The following is a 19,725-nucleotide window of genomic DNA, read 5'->3' as shown; positions in this document are numbered from 1 at the left end:
GGTGAAACCCGGGATGACGGCTCTGCAAGCTACAACTCGAACTCGCAGTCCTCGGGCTCGCAGAAATCGCGATAGTCGCAGCTCAGCTCGGAGCCGGCCGGCAGATCGCGCGCCGCCACGTACACGCCGGCTTCCTCGCGCCACAGCGTGCTCGGCGCATCGCTGTGATTCATGAAACGCGAGTCGTCGGCGCAGTAGTACATCGCGCCGCTGAGGCGCCGCGCGCCGCGGCCGCGATAGGAATACTTCAGCACTGCCTGCTGCATCGCGGCCGGCAGCTCGCGCACCTCGGCGTCGGTCATCACCATGACGAAGCGCCAGTCGTAGCGGTAGATCGCCTCGCCCGCCTTCAAGGCCTGCGCGCAGAACAGCCCCAGGCCCTCGATCGCGCTGCGATCGACGTAGTGCGGCACCAGGATCATGCCGCTGTCCCGCCCGGCAGCCCCAGCGCGCGGACGATGAACGGCATCACGCCGACCTGCTCCAGCAGGTAACGCTGGGCTTCAGCCGGCAGCCGGTCGAAGTCCTCCACCTTGCCGCGACATTTCGCGGTTTTGCATCCACATTCCATCGTCCACGAATTGTCTTCCAGCATGGTCGAGGAATAGTCGAAGCAGATTTCCTCGCCGGCTTTGATGTCGCGCACCGCGACCAGCTTCAAATCCGGCGTGATGCCGCCATTGGGATCGCAGCAATGATTGCAGTAGACAAAAGGTTCAACCACGACCATGTACTGGTCCAGCCCGATCTGCAGCGGGTATCCGGGGCGGAAACCGATCGCGTCGAGCTCGGCGCCGCTGTGCACCGGGCCGTGAATGTCCAGGATGACTTCGCCGCGCGCATAGGCCCGGTCGACGAAAACGCCGGTGCCGGCCAGACCCGGCGCCACATAAACTGCCATGCGATACCTCTCCACTGATGACCCGCCATGTATAGCACCCAGGCTTTTGTTTTTGCAGTGCTGATCGTCGTCGGCGCGAAGACTTTCGCGTGGCTGCTGCAGTTGCGGCTGAAGAACGCTGGCCTGGTCGATCCGATCTGGGCCTGGACGCTGGGCTTTCTCGCGGTGTTCTACGCGCTGGTCGGCGACGCGCCGGTTGCGCTGCGCGTGCTGCTCGCGCTGATGGGCGGCTTCTGGGGCTTTCGCCTGGGCACGCATCTGTTCGTGCGCAACTGGAACCAGCCGGAAGACTGGCGCTACGCGCGCTTTCGCAAGGATTGGGGCGAGCACGCCAATCGCAACATGTTCTGGTTCTTCCAGTTCCAGAATATCTTCACCTTGCTGCTGTCGAGCTTCGCGTTCCTGCCGATCGCGTTTCGCGACGATGCGCCGCCGCTGTGGTGCTGGGCGCTGGCGCTGCTGATCTGGAACGCGGCCGTGATAGGCGAGGGCATCGCCGACTCGCAGATGGAGCGATTCCGCCGCAACAAGGCCAATCATGGCCTGGTCTGCAAGGACGGCCTGTGGCGCTGGTCGCGTCATCCGAATTATTTCTTCGAATGCCTGCACTGGGCGGCCTACGTGCCGCTGGCGATCGGCGCGCCTTGGGGCTGGGTCAGCGTGCTGGCGCCGGTGGTGATGGCGCTGCTACTGATGAAGCTGTCCGGCGTGCCGATGCTCGAAGAAGAGATGATCAAAAGAAAGCCCGGCTACGCCGACTACGTGCGCGACACCAGCGCGCTGATTCCCTGGCCGCCGAAGAAGCGCGCCTGAAGCATCCATAACCAGAACTCAATGAACGTCATCCAACTCTGCGAACGCGGCCTGATTCCCGATTCCCTGACGCGCTTGGGCATGCGCAAGCTGATGGGGCAGCGCCTGGTCGAGGAAATGAACAACGACGGCGAAGCGCGCTCGGCGCGCTACAACGCGCTGCTCGACAATCTGCGCGCCAGCCCGATCGCGATCAATACCCAGGACGCGAACACCCAGCACTACGAGGTGCCGGCGGAGTTCTTTCATCTGCATCTCGGCCCGCGGCTGAAATATTCCTGCGCGCTCTACGTCAATGGCGATGAGACCCTGGCGCAGGCCGAGCAGAAGATGTTCGAGCTGTATGCCGAGCGCGCCGGCCTGGTCGACGGCATGCGCATCATGGACCTGGGCTGCGGCTGGGGCTCGCTGTCGCTGTGGCTGGCCGAGCGCTATCCGCGCTCGCAGATCGTGGGCCTGTCCAACAGCCATGGCCAGCGCGAGTTCATCGAAAAGCGGGCCAAAGAGCGCCGCTTTTCCAACCTGAAAATCCTGACCGGCAACATCGTCGACTTCGAATACGAAGGCACGGGTGTCGAGGCCGGCTTCGATCGCGTGATGTCGATCGAGATGTTCGAGCACATGAAGAACTACGGCCTGCTGCTGGCCAAGATTTCGCGTTGGCTGAAGGACGACGGCAAGCTGTTCGTGCATATCTTCGTGCACAAGTTGCTGGCGTATCACTTCGAAGTGCAGGGCGACAGCGACTGGATGACGCAGTATTTCTTCAGCGGCGGCACCATGCCGTCCGAAGACCTGCTGCTGAACTTCTCGGACCATATGCGCGTGACGCGGCAATGGTGGGTCAGCGGCCAGCATTACGAGAAGACCTCGAATCACTGGCTGGCCGGCATGGACGCGAAAAAGGCCGAAATCCTGCGGGTTTTCGAGCCGACTTACGGCAAGGACAGCGCGGTGTGGTTCCAGCGCTGGCGCATGTTCTACATGGCGGTGGCCGAGCTGTTCGGTTACGCCGGCGGCAACGAATGGGGTGTGTCGCATTACCTGTTCGACAAGCGAGGAAAAGGCGGATGAAAACTGTCTGGGGCCAAACGCTGAAGTCGTCGTTCCCGCGAAGGCGGGAATCCAGTTCCGCGCCGCACAGACTGGATTCCCGCCTTCGCGGGAATGACAGCCTGAGACGGGATCGGCCCGTTTTGAAATGGTTGACCTTGTCCATCACGCTACTGGCCGCGAGTGGCATCGCGCGGGCTGCAGCCGACGCCGACGGCACGCGCCATTTCTATGGCTATGCCTACGATCTGAAGAGCAACAAGTATCTGTACACTGAGGTCTACGAGCAGCACTACCAGGACGGGCAATGGAAGGGCGGGCGCATCCGCTTCTACGCACCGGACGGCAAGCCGATCGGCGACAAGACGCTGGATTTCTCGGCCAATCCCTATATCCCGACGTATCGCTTCGAGATCCCGGCCGAAAAATACGTCGAGGCGATCACTGCGGTCGGCAAGACCGAGGTCAAGCTGCAGAAAACCACCGCAGGCAAGACCAGCGACAAGAGCGTCGCAGCCGACGCGAGCACCGCCGGCGACTCGGGTTTCCACAACTACCTGGTCGCGCACTTCGACAGCCTGATGAAGCGCGAGACACTGGCCTTCAACTTCATCGTCGCCGGCAATCTGGATCGCTACAAATTCCGCGCGCACCGCATCGAAGACGGCAAGTTCGAGAACAAGACCGCGGTACGCTTCGTCGTCGAGCCGGATTCCTTTCTGCGCTACCTGGTGTCGCCGCTGCAGCTGAGCTACGACCCGGACAGCAAGAAGTTGCTGGAATATCGAGGTATCTCGAACGTCCATGATCCGGCCACCGGCAAGGCCTACAATGCGCGCATTGTCTACCCGGAACAGCCGCCGGCGGACGCGCCGAAGACGCTGCCGCCACTGGGTTTCGGATAGCGCCCACGACCGGAAGACCGCTCATGCGCCGCATCCTGTTTGCACTGTCGTTGCTGTTCGCTTTCAGCGCCGCCGATGCCGCCGCCGACAAACCCGATACCCCGACGATCGATGCCGCGCTGAAGACCGCAGTCGAACGCCGGGCACCGGTACTGGTCGATTTCCACGCGCCCTGGTGCTACTCCTGCTACTTCATGGCCAAGCACGTGCTGGTCGGGCCGGAGTGGGAAAAGATCGAGCACAAGACCGTCGTCGTCGAACTCGACGCCGACAGCCCCGAAGGTGCGTACTGGAAGACCTTGTGGGGCGTCAAGGCGCTGCCCAGCTATGTGATCCTGAAGCCCGATGGCGCCGAACTGGGCCGGATTCTGGCCGAGCAGACCCAGCCGCAGTTTCTGGCGCAGGTCAACGACATCCTCAAGCGCAGCTCGACCCTGGACGACCTGAAAGCCGCCGCGGCCAAGGGCGGCGCCGCCGGCCTGAAGCCAACGCGCGAGGCGCTGGCCGTGTATCGCGCGCGCTACGACGAATCCGGCCTGGCCTGGTACGCGACGCTGCCGCCGGAGGCGCGCAAGCAGTACGACGCAGACGCGCAGGTCGCGCTGCTGCTGGAGCGGCTCAGGCTGTTGCAGGCGTCGAAAGCCAACGATGTCGCCGCTTGCGAGGCGATCGCGCCCAAGGTCTTCGCCGGCGATCTGGGCTGCGAGCGGCCGTATGAGATCGACCGCTGGAGCGCCTGCACTGCGAAGTCCGCGCCGGAAACGCGCAAGGCGCTGTTCACTTCGCAGCTTGCGCCGATGAAGAAGCTGGTCGACACCGGCGTGTTCGGCACCAAGGCCACGGCCTGCGCCGACAAGCGCAGCGCGGTGCTCGGCCTGGCCGATGTCTACGAAGGCGTCGGTGACGACAAGGCGCGAGAAGCGCTGCTGCGCAAGGCCGTTGCCCAGGTCAGCAAGGGCGCCAGCGGCCATCTCGCGGACGATCGCAACGCCGCCGACAACTGGCGCGTGTATCTGGAAGCGTTGCAGGACAACGCCGCGCTCGACACGCTGTATCCGAAACTGATCGCGGCCTATCCGGACGACTACGTCTACGCATTCCGCTACGGTCGCAACCTGTTGGCGCGCGGCGAGGCGCAGAAAGCGCTGCCGTATCTGGAGCAGGCCAGCGAAAAGGCCTACGGCCAGAACCGGCTGAAAGTCGCCGAACAGCGCGTCAAGGCGTTGAAGGTGCTGAACCGCGAGGCCGAGGCGCGCAGCGTCGTCGCCGAAGCGCTGAAGGCCAACGGGCCGTGGTTCCCGGAAGACGCGGCGCATCTGAAAGCCGCGCTCTGATTTATTTCCCTCCCCCGCCTGCGGGGGAGGGAGCTGAGATGAGCTTGCCTAATGGCGGCGCGAACGCTCCAATACGCGCCCCATCAAGCCGTAGCGCATTCAACGTGACCACCCAGCCCGAGACCACGGCCCGCCTGCTCGTGACCTGCCCGGACCGCCCCGGCATCGTCGCGGCGGTGACCACCTTCCTGTATCACCACGGCGTCAACGTCACCGAACTCGACCAGCATTCCTCGGACGCCTCGGGCGGCAAATTCTTCCTGCGGCTGGAATTCCAGACACCGAACCTCGACGTCGGCCGCGACGCGCTGCTGCGCGCCTTCGGCGACGTCGTCGGCAAGCCCTTCCAGATGGACTGGCGCATCAACTTCGCCGCCGACCGGCCGCGCATGGCGATCCTGGTGTCGCGTCACGATCACGCGCTGATGGAGCTGCTGTGGCGCTACGCGCGCGGCGAGCTGCGCGTCGAAATTCCGCTGGTGGTGTCGAATCACGCCGATCTGCGCGGCGCCGTCGAAGGCTTCGGCGTGCCGTTCCGGCACATCGCCTTCAGCGCCGAAACCCAGCAAGCGGCGGAAGCGGAAATGCTCGCGGCGCTGGAAAACCAGTGCGATTTCGTCGTGCTGGCGCGCTACATGCGCATCCTGTCCGGCGATTTCGTGCGGCACTACACCAGCCGCATCATCAACATCCATCACTCCTTCCTGCCAGCGTTTCCGGGCGGCGATCCCTATCAGCAGGCGTATACGCACGGCGTCAAGCTGATCGGCGCGACCGCGCACTACGTGACTGCGGAACTCGACCAGGGCCCGATCATCGAGCAGGACACCGCGCGCGTCTCGCACCGCCATTCGGTCGACGACCTGAAGCGCCTCGGCCGCGACATGGAGCGCCAGGTGCTGGCGCGGGCGGTGCGCTGGCATGTCGAGGACCGCATCATCGTCGACGGCAACAAGACCGTGGTGTTCTCTTGAACCTGCGCGAGCAGATGTTCAAGCAGCCGCGGCTGTTCCGCGCGGTGATGAGCCTCTATCCGCCCTACCTCGGCGCCGGCGTGCGCGTGACCAAGGTGGCCAAGGACTTCGGCGAAGTCGTCGTCGAACTGCGCGCCAGCAAACTCAACGGCAACGCCTTCGGCACGCATTTCGGCGGCAGCCTGTATTCGATGGCCGATCCGTTCTACGCGTTGATGCTGGTCGCCAAACTCGGCCGCGACTACATCATCTGGGACAAGTCCGCGCAGATCGATTTCGTGCGGCCGGGCATCGGCACGGTGACCGCGCGCTTCGTGCTCAGCGAGGCGCAGGTCGAGGAGATCCGCGCCGCGACCGCGGGCGGCGGCAAGTTCGAGCCGGTCTACAAGCTCGATATCCGCAACAAGGACAACAAGGTCGTCGCGCGGGTGACCAAGACGCTGCACATTCGCCGGCGTGACGCTCAGGCAACAAGGCCGGACAAAGCTTCAGCGTCGTAGAACCAAACCCCGTTCGTCCCGAGTAGCCCGCGCTGTTTGCGGGCGTATCGAGGGACTTGCGCTGGCCGGTCGATACGCCGGGCAAGCCCGGCTACTCGGGGCGAGCGGAGTTCTGTTCTAGCTTTCCCAGGCAATCTTGCCGCGGCTCTGCGACTCCTTCTGCAGTAGCTCGGCATAGCGTTTCTCGACCTCGCTGCGCTTGACCTTCATCGTCGGCGTGGTCATGCCGTTGTCGATGCCCCAGCTGTCCTTGACGATGACGATCTTGGCGATCTTCTCGTGCGGCTCCAGCGTGGCGTTGACCGCGTCCAGATCCGCGCTCAGCCGCGCCTCGATCTCCGCGTGCGGCCGCGTCTTCGCGTCGGCCGAAATCGTGGCCAGCATGATCGGCTGGTTCAGGCCGGTGCCGATGAAGCACAGCTGGTCCAGATCCGGGTTGCGCGCCAGCGCGCCCTCGATCGGCGAGGGCGAGACGTACTTGCCCTTGGCGGTCTTGAACAGGTCTTTCACGCGGCCGGTGATGAACAGATAGCCGTCCTCGATGCGGCCCTGGTCACCGGTCTTCAGATAGCCGTCTTCGGTGAAAGTCTCGCGGGTCTTTTCCGGATCCTTGTAATAGCCGGCCATCACCGCGTCGCTCTTGAAGAGAATTTCGCCGTCGTCGGCGATCTTCAGGCCGGCGCCGGGATTTTCGCGGCCGACGCTGCCAACGCGATTCGCATTCGGCAGATTCACCGTCGCGTAGATCGAGTTCTCGGTCATGCCGTAACCCTGCAGGATGGTGATGCCGAGCTTGGCGAACCATGCGGTCAGCGGATCCGGCATGGCCGCGGCGCCGACGATGACGTAACGCGCGCGGCTCAGGCCCAGGCCCTTGCGGATCTTGCGCTTGATCAAGCTGGATACGACCGGAATCGACAGCAGCTTGTCGAGCTTGGCCTGCGGCAGCTTTTTCAGGATCGCCGCCTGCATGCGCGTGTAGACCAGCGGCACGCCGTAGAAGCGCGTCGGCTGCACGTCGACGATCTGTTCGCCGAGCTTGTCGATGTTCTCCAGGAACCAGACTTCGGCGCCGAGATACAGGCTGGTCAGCTCGACCGCGCCGCGCTCGAACATGTGCGCCAGCGGCAGATAGCAGAACAGCCGCTCGGTGCCTTCAGGCGGCATCACCTTGAGCGCGCCGGCCGTCGCGAACAGGCTGTTCTGCTGCGTGATCATCACGCCCTTGGGCTTGCCGGTGGTGCCCGAGGTGTAGACCAGCGTGCTCAGCGCTTCCGGCGGTGGCGGTGTGTAGTTCTGCAGCGGCGCGTGGGCCGCGACCAGCGCGTCCCAGTCGAACTCGCCCTTTGGCGCGCTCGGGTAGGGGAAGCGGATCGTGCGCGTGCCGGCCGGCACCGCACGCATGAACTCGTCGGCGTCGCTCATCGGCCCCAGGAACAGCGCCGCGGACTCGCTGTGCTCAAGGATGTAAGTGACGTGCTCGGCCTGCTGCTTCGGATACAGGCCGACGCTGACATAGCCGGCCATCGAGATCGCCAGATCGGCCATGAACCAGTGCGCGGTGTTGAGGCCCGAGATCGCAACACGGGCGCCGGGCGCAAGCCCCAGGCTCTGCAGCGCGCTGGCCATGCGCCGCACCTGCGCGTCGGCCTCGGCCCAGGTGGTGCGCTGCCATTGTCCGGCCTGCGGCTGGAACAGCCAGGGCGCATTCGGGCGGCGCTCGGCCCAGTGCTGCAGCATCTGCACCGGGTTGCGGTGATCTTTCATGGTCTCCTCCATGTGACGGTTTGCAATCTTTTATCGAGTCGCCGGTACCGGCCGCTCTATCCGCCCATCTTATCGACACTGGGGCCAGGCGCGAGTGCCCGCGACCCGGGGCGCTGGCCGCGGCGGTGGACGCGGCCGCGGCTGCCTCGCACAATCCAGCGCGCCAGGGATGGCGGCGGCAGCGGCGCAGATCATCATCAGGGAGCGGGCAGCATGCGGATTGTGTATACGACGCTATGGGTGCTGGCGGCGGTGGCGGCCTATCTGCTGCTGTGGCCGGTCACGATCGAGCCGGTGGCGTGGACGCCGCCGGTGCTCGCGGCATCCGCGCCCAACACTGCGCTGCGCGCCGTCCAGCGCATCGAGCCGGCGTTGCCGGAATTCGCTGGTCCGGAAGGCATCTCAGTCGACGCCCAAGGTCGCGTCTACGCCGGCGTCGGTGATGGCCAGCTGCTGAGCTTCGCCGCGGATTTTTCCAGCTGCAAGTTGCTCGACAACACCGGCGGCCGGCCGCTGGGCCTGGCCGTCGCCGCCGACGGCAGCGTGCTGATCGCCGACGCCTACAAGGGCCTGCTCCGTGTCAGCGCCAGCGGCGAGGAGCTGCGCGTGCTCAGCGACAGCGCCGACGGCAAGCGCTACGGCTTCACCGACGATGTCGACATCACGCGCGACGGCCGCAACGCGTATTTCACCGACGCCTCGACGCGCTTCGGCTTCGGCCATCACATGGACGACCTGCTCGAACATGGCCGTACCGGACGGCTGCTGCGCTACGACTTCGAAAGCGGCGCGACCACCACCTTGCTGCAGAACCGGCCGTTCGCCAACGGCATCGCGCTGGGTCCGGACGAGGCCTATCTGCTGATCAACGAGACCTGGGAATATCGCATCACGCGTTATTGGCTCAGCGGCGACAAGGCCGGGCAGACCGACGTTTTCATCGAGAACCTGCCGGGTTTTCCCGACAATTTGAGCTTCAACGGCCGCGACCGTTTCTGGGTCGCGCTGTATTCGCCGCGCGATGCGATGCTGGACCAGTTCCTGCCGATGCCGTGGGCGCGCAAGATCGTCGCGCGTCTGCCGGAATTCCTGCGGCCGAAGCCCGCCAAGGTCGCACACGTGGTCGGCCTGGACCTCGACGGCCGCATCGTCGCCGATCTGCAGTACGCCGGTGACGACGCTTATGGCTATATCACCAGCGTCGAAGAGCGCGACGGCTGGCTGATCTTCGGTAGCCTGTCGAATAACGCCATCGGCCGCATCAAACTGGAAGATGCACTGGCAGGCGGTGCCGGCAAGGCGCCGGAAGCAGCGCTGCATCCGAGCTGCGAGGCGGACTGAGTTGCCGATCCGGTCCCTCGATACGCCCGCAGCCGCGCGGGCTACTCGGGACGAACGGAGTTTTGTTGTAAATGCCGGCTCGATATGTTCCCGTTCATCCCGAGTGTTTCGCGCAGCGAAACGTATCGAGGGACGCATCGAAACTCTGCGGAAATCCGATGAAATTTGAAGACTACGTACAGCACGACGCACTCGGCCTCGCTGCACTCGTGCAAGGCCGTGAAGTCAGCGCCAGCGAGCTGCTGGACACCGCGCTGGCCCGCTGCGAACAGGTCAATCCGCAGATCAACGCGGTGACGATTCCGATGCACGCGCAGGCCCAGGCGCGAGTCGATGAAACCGTAAGCGGCCCCTTCGCCGGCGTGCCGTTCCTGATCAAGGACATCGGCCAGCACTACGCCGGCGTGCCGACCACGCTCGGTTCTCGCGCCACGCGCGACAGCGCCCCCCGTGAGCACGCCGAAATCACCCGGCGCTTTCTGGCATCCGGCGTCACCATCTTCGGCAAGACCAGCACGCCCGAGCTGGCGCTGAAAGGCGTCACCGAGCCGCAGCGTTTCGGCATCTGCCGCAATCCCTGGAATCTGCAGCGCACGCCCGGCGGTTCTTCGGGCGGCGCGGCGGCGGCGGTTGCCGCCGGCATCGTGCCGATGGCCGGTGCCAGCGATGGCGGCGGCTCGATCCGCATTCCGTCCGCCTGTTGCGCGCTGTTCGGTCTGCGGCCGTCGCGCGGCCGCGTCTCCGCCGGCCCGCAGAGCGCGGAAATCTGGGACGGGGCCTCCAGCGAGCACGTGCTGACGCGCAGCGTGCGCGACAGCGCGGCGATGCTCGACGCGATCCAAGGCGCCGACGCCGGCGCGCCTTTCGTCATCGCGCCGCCGACCGAGGCCTACCTGGATGCGATGCGGCGCGCGCCCGGCAGGCTGCGTATCGGTTACAGCACGCGCTCGCCGATCGGGACTGAGGTCGATCCGCAATGTGTCGCCGCGATCGAGGATGCCGCGCGCTTGCTGCGCGATCTCGGTCATCAGGTCGAAGCGGCCGAGCCGCAGATCGACGGCATGCAGCTGGCGCGGGCGTATCTGCACATGTATTTCGGGCAGACCTCCGCAACGGTCGCGCAGATTCGCGTCGAGACCGGCGCGGCAGCGGGCGAATTCGAGCTGGAAACGCGCGTGCTGGCTTTGCTGGGCGACAGTCTCAGTGCGGGCGAATACGTCAGCTGGCGCCGGCAATGGAACGGTTTTGCGCGCGCGCTCGGAGCCTATTTCCAGCAGTGGGATCTGTACATGACGCCGGTGCTGGCGTCGCCGCCGGTCGCGGTCGGCGGCGCTTTGCCGCTCTGGCAGCAGGTCGCGCTGAAGCCGCTGCTGGCGCTGGGCGCGGGCCTGGGCGTCGGCGCGCTGCTGAGGCGTAGCGGCCTGGTCGAGGAGATGGCGGTCGACAGCCTGCGCCATGTGCCGTTCACGCAGCTGTCCAATCTGACCGGCACGCCTTCGATGTCGGTGCCGCTGCACTGGAGCGGCGAGGGCCTGCCGCTGGGTACGCAGTTCATCGCACCGTTCGGCCGCGAGGACCGGCTGCTGCAGCTGGCGGCGCAGCTGGAGAGCGCGCGGCCCTGGTTCGACAAAAGACCGACGATTTGATGCTGCCAATGTAGGAGCGGATCCTATCCGCGACCCGGCCCTTGGGGCTTCAGTCGCGGATAGGATCCGCTCCTACAGGTGCGGCATGAGGCTCAACCGCGCGGCTTGAACTCCTCGAAGCGCCGCGCCATGTCGCGGTAGAACGCCTTGTCGCTTTCGCTGTCCGCCGCCGGCACCTGCACCAGGATCGTGACGAACTCGTCGCCGGGCGTGGTGCCGGGCAGGCCGCGGCCTTTCAGGCGCAGCTTGCGGCCGCTGGCGGCGCCGGCCGGCAGGGCCAGCTCGACGGTGCCGCCCAGCGTCGGTACGTCGATCTTGCTGCCCAGCGCTGCTTCCCAGGGCGAGATCGCGACGTTGACACTGATGTCGCGGCCCTTGACCTTGAACTGCGGATGCGGCGCGAACTCGATCTCCAGCAGCAGGTCGCCGCCGCGCGCGCCCTGGTCGGCCAGGCGGATGGTCTGGCCAGAGGTCACGCCTTTGGGGATCTGCACGTTGAGCGTGCGGCCGGTCGACAGGCTGACCTGGCGCGAGCCGCCGTGATACGAGTCTTCCAGGCTGATGGTCAGCTTGGAGCGCTGCGGATGGCCGCCGACGGTTTCGACATCGTCGTAGTCGCTGGCGCTGCCGAAGCCGGCACCGCCCATGCCCGCACCGCCCATGCCGCCGGCGGCCGCGTTGCCGAACAGCGAGGAGAAGAAATCCGAGAAGCCGGCGCCGCCGGGATCGGCGCCGCCCATGCGGCGGCCGCGGCCGAAGCCGGCGCCACCGGCACCGGCGCCGCGAAAGTTCTGCTCCCAGCCCGGCGGCTGCTGAGCCCCGGCCTTCCAGTTCGGCCCCAGCGTGTCGTAGGACTTGCGCTTCTGCGGGTCCGACAGCACCTCGTGCGCCTCGTTGATCTGCTTGAAGCGCTCTTCGGCCCCCTTGGCCTTGTTGCGGTCGGGGTGGAACTCGCGCGCGAGCTTGCGGAACGCCTTTTTGATGTCATCGGGCGAAGCCGTACGGGCGACGCCGAGCGTCTTGTAGTAGTCCTTGTAATCCATGTGACAAATTATGTTACAGATCGAAATGGAACGGGCGAAGAAAACAGAATGTTTTGTTACCGCAGGCCTGCTGAAGTGCCGATTTACTAAACTTTAGGCCGGCTCCGCTGCATCCACCGGGACGATCGTTGCGTAGACCTAGCCCCTGCAAAAAATGGGGCACCGAAGCGCGCCGTTCAAGAGCGCTACGAAGCGGCCGCAGCGAGGTCGCGGCGCTGCCGTATACTCCCGCGCCTTATGAGCGCCGACCCCCTGAATCAGCCGGTGAAAAACTGGCATCCGTACAGCTGGCAAAACCGCCCGGCCGTGCAGCAGCCGACCTATCCCGACCCGGCCGCACTGGCCGACGCGCTCGAGCGCCTGTCGCAACTGCCGCCGCTGGTCACGTCCTGGGAAGTGGAAACCCTGCGCAGTCAGTTCGCGCAGGCCGAAGCCGGACAACGCTTTGTACTGCAGGGCGGCGACTGTGCCGAGAGCTTTGCCGACTGCCGCAGCGAGATCATCGCCAACCGGTTGAAGGTGCTGCTGCAGATGTCGCTGGTGCTGGTGCACGGGCTGAAAGGCCCGGTGACCCGCGTCGGCCGCTTCGCCGGCCAGTACGCCAAGCCGCGCTCGGCCGAAACCGAAACCCGCGACGGCCTGACGCTGCCGGCCTACCGCGGCGACATCGTCAACCAGCCGGCTTTCACCGAGGCCGCGCGCCGGCCCGATCCCGAGCGGCTGATCGAGGCGCATGCGCGCTCGGCGATGACCTTGAACTTCACTCGCGGCCTGATCGACGGTGGCTTCGCCGATCTGCATCACCCGGAATACTGGGATCTGGACTGGGTCGGCCATTCGTTGCTGGCGGCGGACTATCAGAAGCGCGTCGACGCCATCGGCGACTCGCTGCGCTTCATGGAGACGCTGGCCGGCAACGCGATCCACGAATTCAGCCGCGTCGACTTCTTCAGCAGCCACGAGGCGCTGCTGCTTGCGGGCGAGGCGGCGCAGACGCGCCAGGTGCCGCGCAAGAGCGGCTGGTACAACCTGTCGACGCATTTCCCGTGGATCGGCATGCGCACCGCGGCGCTCGACGGCGCCCACGTCGAATACTGCCGCGGCATCCGCAACCCGGTCGGCGTCAAGATCGGGCCGAGCATCGACACGCAGTGGCTGCTCGGCCTGTGCCGCACGCTCAATCCGGACAACGAGGCCGGCAAGCTGGTGCTGATCCATCGCATGGGCGCCAAGCAGATCGCCGAGCATCTGCCGCGGCTGATCGAGGCGGTGCAACAAGGCGGGCATCGCGTGCTGTGGCTGTGCGACCCGATGCACGGCAATACGCAGAGCACCTCCACCGGCGTCAAGACACGGCGCTTCGACGACATCCTCGCCGAGGTGCTGCTGTCCTTCGATCTGCATCGCGCCGCGGGCTCGCAGCTGGGCGGCGTGCATCTGGAACTCACCGGCGAAGACGTCACCGAATGTCTCGGTGGCGCACGCGATCTGACCGAGGCTGATCTGGCGCGTGCCTACCGCAGCCAGGTCGATCCGCGTCTGAACTACGAGCAGGCTTTGGAGCTGGCCCTGGAAATCGTATCGCGTCAGAGGAGAGCCGCATGAGCGCACTGATCGACAGCCTGCCGCAGGTGTTCGCCGAGTTCGGTCCGATCGCGACGCGGCGCATGTTTGGCGGCCACGGCGTGTATCGCGACGGCCTGATGTTCGCGCTGGTGCAGGACGAGGTGCTGTACCTGAAAGCCGACGCGCACAACCAGGCGAGCTTCACCGACGCCGGGCTCGAGCCTTTCCAGTACGGGCAGAAAGGCCGGCGTGTGCGCATGTCGTATTTCAAGGCGCCGCCGGCCGTGCTGAATGACCGCAGTGAAGCCGCGGCCTGGGCCAGGCGCTCCAGCGAAGCGGCTTCGCGGACGAGGCCCGCCACTCGCCGCTGAAATGTTCCCTCTCCCCCGCGTTCGGGGAGAAGGAGACCGGCCGGAGTCGACGACCGGCGATCTGACACCCGCGGCATATCTATTGCTGCCCGTTTGGCTCCGTTCGAAGACAGGTAGTCAGACCGATGCTCGTGTCCCGCCCGTTCGCGCTGTCCCCGTTGATCGCCGCGGCGATGGCTTTCGGTGCCGCCAACGCCGACGCCGCGACCCTGGCCGAGCTGATGGCCAGCGTGCCGGCGCCGCCCAAGGACATGCCGACCGCGGTCAGCTGGATGAGCAACGGTCAGCTCGTCGAGCCCGGCATCGTCCAGCTGAAGTCCCTGATCGAAGCCGAGCGCAGCGCCGGGATCGCCCTCAATGGCGGCACGGCGCCGATGATCGGCGCCGCGCCGAGCGCCAACATCCCCGAATCGCCGGAAGTGCAGAACGCGATCCGCGGCTATGCGGCCTATCTGGACGAGAATTCCGGCGCCAAGGAACCCAAGGCGGCGCTGGCCAAGCGCACGCGCTGGCTGCAGGCGGCGATGGGCGAGCCGATGGTCAAGCTGTTCGCCAAATGGACCAAGTGTCCGACGCCCTGCACCGATCCGGCGATCAATGCCGCGAACGCGCCGTTCGAGGCGCAGAAGCTCGACATGGTCGACCACGACCTGCGCACCTGGACCTCGCTGTTCACCGACTGGAAGAACACGCGCACGCCCATCGTCAGCAAGGCCTCGGCGCTGATCGTCGCGGCCGGCGGCGGAGCCAAGGCGGCGACGCCCGATGGCCGCGCCGCGATGGCGGCGTATCGCGCCGCGATCCTCAAGGAAGTGGAGCTGAGCCTGTCGATCACCGAGCTGGCGGTACGCCGCAGCGACGCGATCGCGCGCAACGACGTCGATTCGATCAGCAGCTCGACGCGCAACAAGGCCAAGGAAGAGGAATACAAGAAGGCGCACGCGAAGTAGCGGCGCCGCGGCGCGTTTGTCGTCGCGGGCAAGCCCGCTCCTACACGGGCCGCTTTTGTAGGAGCGGGCTTGCCCGCGACCGCTACACCAGCTCCTTCGCCGTCAGCTCGTTCTTAAGATACGCGTAGTAAATCGGCGCCGCGATCAGCCCGGCGATGCCGAAGGTCGCTTCCATCACCAGCATCGCCATCAGCAGCTCCCAGGCGCGGGCGCGGATGCGCGAGCCGATGATGCGCGCGTTGAGGAAATACTCGAGCTTGTGGATCACGATCAGGTAGCTCAGCGAGCCGACCGCGACCAGCACCGAGTGCGACAGGCTGACCAGCACGATGACCGCGTTGGAGATCAGGTTGCCCAGCACCGGCAGCAGGCCGCAGACGAACGTCACCGCGACCAGGGTCTTGGTCAGCGGCAGCTCCACGCCCATCAGCGGCAGCGCGACGAGCAGGTACAGCGCGGTGAACCCGGTGTTCAGCGCGGCGATCCAGAACTGCGCGAACACCACGCGGCGGAACGAGTCGCTGATGCGCTCGGCGCGCTCGGCCAGCGCCGCCGCCAGCGGCCGCTGCTGTGTCGCCACGGTGGCTTCGCGCAGCGAAATCAGGCCGCCGATGATCATGCCGACCAGAACATGCACCAGCGCGCGGACGAAGTTGGTGCCGGCGCCCTGCAGCACGCTGGCGTTTTCGCGCAGATGGCGAGACAGCGCCGCGCGCAGATCGTCGGCGGTCTCCGGCACGTAGGTCAGCATCCACACCGGCAGGCGGTTGCGCGACTCGTCGATGATCTGCGCGAGCTTCTCCAGCAGCGCCGACAGATTGCCGGCCTGGCTGCGGAAGAACGACAGCGCGCCGAGGATCAGGCCGGTCAGCGCGGTCACCACCAGCACCGCGATCAGCGCGACGACGATGATCTTGGCCAGGTCGGCCTCGATCGGGCGGGAGCGGATGAAAGGCGCCAGCCCGCGCACCAGTTCGTAGACCAGCAGGCCGCCGAGCAGCGCCGCCAGCAGGTGCAGCTGCAGCACCGCGATCAGGCCGATCGCGGTCAAGATCCAGGCCGCGGTCTCAACGCGCTGCGTGGAGGTGCCGGGCAGGGTCATCGAAGCTCTCGTGTGCTTAGCAGTTGTCATGGCGGTGGTGCAGGTATTTCAGCAGCATGCCGAAGAACTGGCGGCCGCCGCGGCGCAGCAGCGAATGCGCGGTGAGCAGCGTGATCGCGATCAGCGGCAGGGTCTGCAAGTTTGCGATCGTGGCGCTGGCGGGCGCCAGTGTGGCCGCACCGGCCGGCAGTAGTTTCTGCGCCGCCAGGCCGATCGCCATTGCCGCGAGCAGCGCCAGCGCCGCGATGCCGGCGGCCAGGGCGCGGCCATGCAGCCGCGCCAGGCCGATCAGCTGCGATGGCCGCAGCAGCGGCCCGGCGAGCATGAACACCAGCAGCGGCCCGGCGCCCAGGCCGCAGGCCAGCAGCACCGCGGCGATCGGTGTCGCCGCCAGCGGATTCGCCGCCAGCAGCAGGCCGAGCACGGCGAACAGCGGCAGTTGCAGCAGCGGCGGAATCAGCGTCCACGGCGCCTGCGCCAGCCACGGTGCGGCCAGCGCCGCGGCCAGCAGGCCGGTGAGCAGCCAGGGCGCATCGCGGTCGACCCGCGCCAGCAGATAGCCGCGCACGCTGTCGTCGATGCGCTTGGGCGGCGGCACCGACAGCGGCGGAGCGACCGGCGCCATCGGCGTCAGCCGTGCCGCGGCGAGGCTCATCGGCCGGAACACGCGCACCGGCGTGTGGCGGAACAGCCGGGCCAGCGGCAGGCCGATCAGCGCGGCGATCAGCAGCGCGCCGCCGGCGCGCGTCAGCGCCAGCTGCCAGCCGAGCAGCGGCCAGCTCGCCAGCAGCACGCTCAGGCCGAGCAGGCTGGCGCCGGCCAGCCAGGCCAGGCTCGTGGACAGCGGAATGCCGGCGTTGGTGCGCAACAGGTGCTCGGCCAGCGGCTCGCCGGATTCGCTCTGCAGCAGGCCGGTGAACAGGCCGGCGAGGCGCTTGCGCGTCGGCTTCACCCGTCGCTGGCCGTGCGCATGCAGGCTGCCGGCGATCCAGGCCAGCAGCAGGGCCGGCGACACCAGCCGCGCCAGGTCGATCAACCGGTCGAGAAAACCGTGATGGCTGTGCTGGCCTTCCGGATGCAGGTTTTCGAGCAGGATCAGCGCGGCCAGCGCGCTCAGATTGCCCAGGCCCTCGAACGGCGGCCGCGCGATGCGATGCGCCGAGGTGTCTTCCAGGTGCGGCCGGCCGAACACCACGTGCAGGATCGAGCCGGCGACCAGTGCCTGCAGCCAGGCCCAGCCGGTGGCGCCGAGCCAGCCGCCGACGGTGTCGGCGAAGGCGTAACCGGTGATCGTGCCCAGGCACATCGCGCCGATCGCCAGCGACGGGAACAGCGCGCCGAACACCGGATACAGCAGCCACCAGACCATCAGCCCGACCGGCACGCTGTGCACCGATATCGCCAGCGCCAGCGCGATGTTCGGCTCGGTGCTGCCGGCGACGCCGGGCTGCGGCGCCAGCGCGGTGCCGTCGCCGATGCTGTGCAGCACCAGGCCGGCCATCGCCAGGATCAGTGCCGCCAGATGGGCGCGCTTGGCGTGGTGCAACTGGTTTTCGAGCAGGCTCGGGCCGAGCGCCCCTAGCACCAGGAACAGCAGCGAGGCATAGCCGCCGCGGTCAAGCGTCTCGGGCAGCACTTCCAGCATCACCAGGCCGCTGATCGCGACCAGCACGAAGCCGTCGAGAAACGCCAGCACCGCCGGCCGCTCGCGCGCCGCGCCGTACAGCAGCGGGCCCGACAGCAGGGCGAGCAAGGTGGCCGATAACAGCGCGAGATTCATCAGCGAGTGAGGAGCAGGCGAGTCCGCGCGATCGCGGCCGGCCATTGGAATGAGGGGTCGGGTTCCGGGCATTGTACGCGCGGCCGGAGGAACCTCTGATTAAGTCATGCATACGGGCGCGCATGACTTAATCAGAGGTTCCATAATGGACGGCATGAAAACCCTGCTCGTGACCGGCGCCGCCGGTTTTGTCGGCTATCACCTGAGCCAGAGGCTGCTGGCGCGCGGCGACCGTGTCGTCGGCATCGACAATCTCAACGACTATTACAGCGTGCAGCTCAAGCGCGACCGGCTCGCGCAGCTGCAAACCCGGGCCGGCTTTTCTTTCGAGGCCGTGGATCTGGCCGACGCGGCCGCGCTGAATGCGCTGTTCACCGCGCAGCGCTTCGATGGCGTGATCAACCTCGGTGCGCAGGCCGGCGTGCGCTATTCGCTGACGCATCCGCAGGCCTATGTGCAGAGCAATCTGGTCGGCTTCGCCAATATTCTGGAAGCCTGCCGGCAACACGGCCTGCCGCCGCTGCTGTATGCCTCGTCGTCGTCGGTCTACGGCGCCAACGAGAAAATGCCCTGGGCCGTCGCCGACAACGTCGACCATCCGGTGTCGCTGTACGCGGCGACCAAGAAATCCAACGAGCTGATGGCGCACACCTATGCGCATCTGTACGGCCTGGCCTGCACCGGCCTGCGTTTTTTCACCGTCTACGGAACCTGGGGGCGGCCGGACATGGCCTACTACAAGTTCACGAAAGCGATCCTCGCCGGCGAGCCCATCGACGTTTACAACCACGGCCGCATGCAGCGCGATTTCACCTATATCGACGACGTCGTCGAGGCCGTGGTGCGGTTGATCGACCAGCCGGCGAGCGGCAATCCGCACTGGAACGCGCAGGCCCCCGATCCGGCCAGCAGCCGCGCGCCGTATCGCCTGTACAACATCGGCAATCACCAGCCGGTGGAGCTGCTGGACTTCATCGCCGTGCTGGAAAGCCTGCTCGGCCGCAAGGCCGACATGCGGCTGTTACCGATGCAGCCCGGCGACGTGGTCGCGACTTACGCCGACACCGCCGCGCTGCAACGCGATGTCGGCTTCGCGCCGGCGACGCCGATCGAGGAAGGCCTGCGCCGTTTCGTCGACTGGTATCGCGGCTATCACGGAGTCTGAGACGTGGCCGTGCAGCGCACGCGCAGCCTGTTCGAGTCGGCGACCCAGCGCACGCGCGTGATCCGCCATCTCGACATCGTCTGCTTCATCGTCGACGGCGGCGGCGCGATGATCGTGCCGACGGCGGACTACGTGCAGACGCAGAAATGGGCCTCGGCGCGCATCGCCAGCGGCAATCCATTGAACGATCGCGGACGGCTGATCGAGCGTTGGCTGGTGCTGGTGTCGCGGCCCGGCAGCATCGCGCCGACACGCGGCAACCCGCGCCAGCTGGCGGCGATCGCGCGCTCGATGCAGGCCGCCGGCTACGATCTCAACGAATGGGCGCTGCCGCCGGAAATCCGCAACCCGCCGCGACCGATCGACCAGATGGGCACGCGCAAGCCGGCGGCGCCCGAAGCCGAAGTGGAACCGGAAGAACCCTCGGTGTCGGAGCAGCCAGAGCAAAAGTCCGTTCCTCCCGAGTAGCCCAGGCCCGCAAACAGCGCGGGCTACTCGGGACGAACGGGGTTTT

19 protein-coding genes are annotated in these 19,725 nt (G+C 66.5%); 13 read left to right on the top strand and 6 right to left on the bottom strand.

All coding sequences use genetic code 11. The features are described 5' to 3' along the window. Positions 1 to 29 precede the first annotated feature (29 nt). Both ACQZF9_RS14515 and ACQZF9_RS14510 read right to left on the bottom strand, forming a co-directional pair. Positions 30 to 422, bottom strand: a complete 393-nt coding sequence (locus ACQZF9_RS14515; RefSeq protein WP_428309677.1) for an SET domain-containing protein — start codon at positions 420 to 422, stop codon at positions 30 to 32. Next, a complete protein-coding gene (locus ACQZF9_RS14510; protein ID WP_428309676.1) occupies positions 419 to 901 on the bottom strand; it encodes an SET domain-containing protein in 483 nt (160 codons plus the stop codon). The genes ACQZF9_RS14515 and ACQZF9_RS14510 overlap by 4 nt, the downstream gene beginning before the upstream one ends. 27 nt (positions 902 to 928) lie before the next feature. Between ACQZF9_RS14510 and ACQZF9_RS14505 the strand changes: the two genes are divergently transcribed. The 6 genes from ACQZF9_RS14505 (at position 929) to ACQZF9_RS14480 (ending at position 6,480) form a co-directional block, all read left to right on the top strand. After that, on the top strand, positions 929 to 1,714 hold the full coding sequence (locus ACQZF9_RS14505) for a DUF1295 domain-containing protein (RefSeq protein ID WP_428309675.1): 786 nt from the start codon (positions 929 to 931) through the stop codon (positions 1,712 to 1,714). 21 nt (positions 1,715 to 1,735) lie between these two features. Further along, entirely contained in the window at positions 1,736 to 2,788 is a 1,053-nt protein-coding gene (locus ACQZF9_RS14500; protein WP_428309674.1) for an SAM-dependent methyltransferase, read from the top strand. 137 nt (positions 2,789 to 2,925) lie between these two features. Beyond that, complete coding sequence (locus ACQZF9_RS14495; RefSeq protein ID WP_428309673.1) at positions 2,926 to 3,672, top strand: hypothetical protein; 747 nt, start codon at positions 2,926 to 2,928, stop codon at positions 3,670 to 3,672. Between the two features lie 23 nt (positions 3,673 to 3,695). Next, on the top strand, positions 3,696 to 5,006 hold the full coding sequence (locus ACQZF9_RS14490; protein WP_428309672.1) for a thioredoxin family protein: 1,311 nt from the start codon (positions 3,696 to 3,698) through the stop codon (positions 5,004 to 5,006). 104 nt (positions 5,007 to 5,110) lie between these two features. Then, positions 5,111 to 5,980, top strand: a complete 870-nt coding sequence (gene purU, locus ACQZF9_RS14485; protein WP_428313435.1) for a formyltetrahydrofolate deformylase — start codon at positions 5,111 to 5,113, stop codon at positions 5,978 to 5,980. Continuing rightward, a complete protein-coding gene (locus tag ACQZF9_RS14480) occupies positions 5,977 to 6,480 on the top strand; it encodes a DUF4442 domain-containing protein (RefSeq protein ID WP_428309671.1) in 504 nt (167 codons plus the stop codon). Before purU ends, ACQZF9_RS14480 begins: the two co-directional genes overlap by 4 nt. A gap of 117 nt (positions 6,481 to 6,597) precedes the next feature. Here the strand turns inward: ACQZF9_RS14480 and ACQZF9_RS14475 are convergent, their stop codons facing one another. After that, positions 6,598 to 8,247 (bottom strand): AMP-binding protein, encoded by a 1,650-nt coding sequence (locus ACQZF9_RS14475; protein ID WP_428309670.1) that lies wholly within the window; start codon positions 8,245 to 8,247, stop codon positions 6,598 to 6,600. A 213-nt stretch (positions 8,248 to 8,460) separates the two neighbouring features. Between ACQZF9_RS14475 and ACQZF9_RS14470 the strand changes: the two genes are divergently transcribed. Further along, a complete protein-coding gene (locus ACQZF9_RS14470) occupies positions 8,461 to 9,588 on the top strand; it encodes an SMP-30/gluconolactonase/LRE family protein (RefSeq protein WP_428309669.1) in 1,128 nt (375 codons plus the stop codon). A gap of 158 nt (positions 9,589 to 9,746) precedes the next feature. Further along, positions 9,747 to 11,234 carry an amidase gene (locus ACQZF9_RS14465; RefSeq protein ID WP_428309668.1) on the top strand — a complete coding sequence of 496 codons (1,488 nt, stop codon included), beginning with the start codon at positions 9,747 to 9,749 and terminating at the stop codon, positions 11,232 to 11,234. 92 nt (positions 11,235 to 11,326) lie between these two features. On the opposite strand, the gene ACQZF9_RS14460 is transcribed toward ACQZF9_RS14465, so the two are convergent. After that, positions 11,327 to 12,277, bottom strand: coding sequence for a DnaJ C-terminal domain-containing protein (locus ACQZF9_RS14460; RefSeq protein WP_428309667.1), 951 nt, complete (start codon positions 12,275 to 12,277; stop codon positions 11,327 to 11,329). A gap of 237 nt (positions 12,278 to 12,514) precedes the next feature. On the opposite strand from ACQZF9_RS14460, the gene ACQZF9_RS14455 reads away from it, so the two are divergent. The 3 genes from ACQZF9_RS14455 to ACQZF9_RS14445 all read left to right on the top strand — a co-directional run bounded on the left by ACQZF9_RS14455 (position 12,515) and on the right by ACQZF9_RS14445 (position 15,164). Then, positions 12,515 to 13,882, top strand: coding sequence for a class II 3-deoxy-7-phosphoheptulonate synthase (locus ACQZF9_RS14455; RefSeq protein WP_428309666.1), 1,368 nt, complete (start codon positions 12,515 to 12,517; stop codon positions 13,880 to 13,882). Continuing rightward, positions 13,879 to 14,214, top strand: a complete 336-nt coding sequence (locus tag ACQZF9_RS14450; protein WP_428309665.1) for a TfoX/Sxy family protein — start codon at positions 13,879 to 13,881, stop codon at positions 14,212 to 14,214. Before ACQZF9_RS14455 ends, ACQZF9_RS14450 begins: the two co-directional genes overlap by 4 nt. Before the next feature lie 125 nt (positions 14,215 to 14,339). Beyond that, on the top strand, positions 14,340 to 15,164 hold the full coding sequence (locus tag ACQZF9_RS14445; protein ID WP_428309664.1) for a hypothetical protein: 825 nt from the start codon (positions 14,340 to 14,342) through the stop codon (positions 15,162 to 15,164). A gap of 82 nt (positions 15,165 to 15,246) precedes the next feature. On the opposite strand, the gene ACQZF9_RS14440 is transcribed toward ACQZF9_RS14445, so the two are convergent. Further along, the gene (locus ACQZF9_RS14440; protein ID WP_428309663.1) at positions 15,247 to 16,266 is read right to left on the bottom strand and encodes an AI-2E family transporter; all 1,020 of its coding nucleotides are present in this window, start codon (positions 16,264 to 16,266) and stop codon (positions 15,247 to 15,249) included. Positions 16,267 to 16,282: 16 nt separating this feature from the next. Then, positions 16,283 to 18,046 (bottom strand): permease, encoded by a 1,764-nt coding sequence (locus ACQZF9_RS14435; protein WP_428309662.1) that lies wholly within the window; start codon positions 18,044 to 18,046, stop codon positions 16,283 to 16,285. A gap of 154 nt (positions 18,047 to 18,200) precedes the next feature. On the opposite strand from ACQZF9_RS14435, the gene ACQZF9_RS14430 reads away from it, so the two are divergent. Together ACQZF9_RS14430 and ACQZF9_RS14425 are read left to right on the top strand one after the other, a co-directional pair. Further along, complete coding sequence (locus ACQZF9_RS14430) at positions 18,201 to 19,211, top strand: NAD-dependent epimerase (RefSeq protein ID WP_428309661.1); 1,011 nt, start codon at positions 18,201 to 18,203, stop codon at positions 19,209 to 19,211. 3 nt (positions 19,212 to 19,214) lie between these two features. Next, positions 19,215 to 19,679, top strand: coding sequence for a hypothetical protein (locus ACQZF9_RS14425; protein WP_428309660.1), 465 nt, complete (start codon positions 19,215 to 19,217; stop codon positions 19,677 to 19,679). Positions 19,680 to 19,725 lie beyond the last annotated feature (46 nt).

The organism is Hydrocarboniphaga sp. (assembly GCF_965279055.1).
GTDB lineage: Bacteria > Pseudomonadota > Gammaproteobacteria > Nevskiales > Nevskiaceae > Hydrocarboniphaga.
Note: the sequence above shows the minus strand (reverse complement) of the source record. Positions and strands in the feature narration are given on the sequence as shown.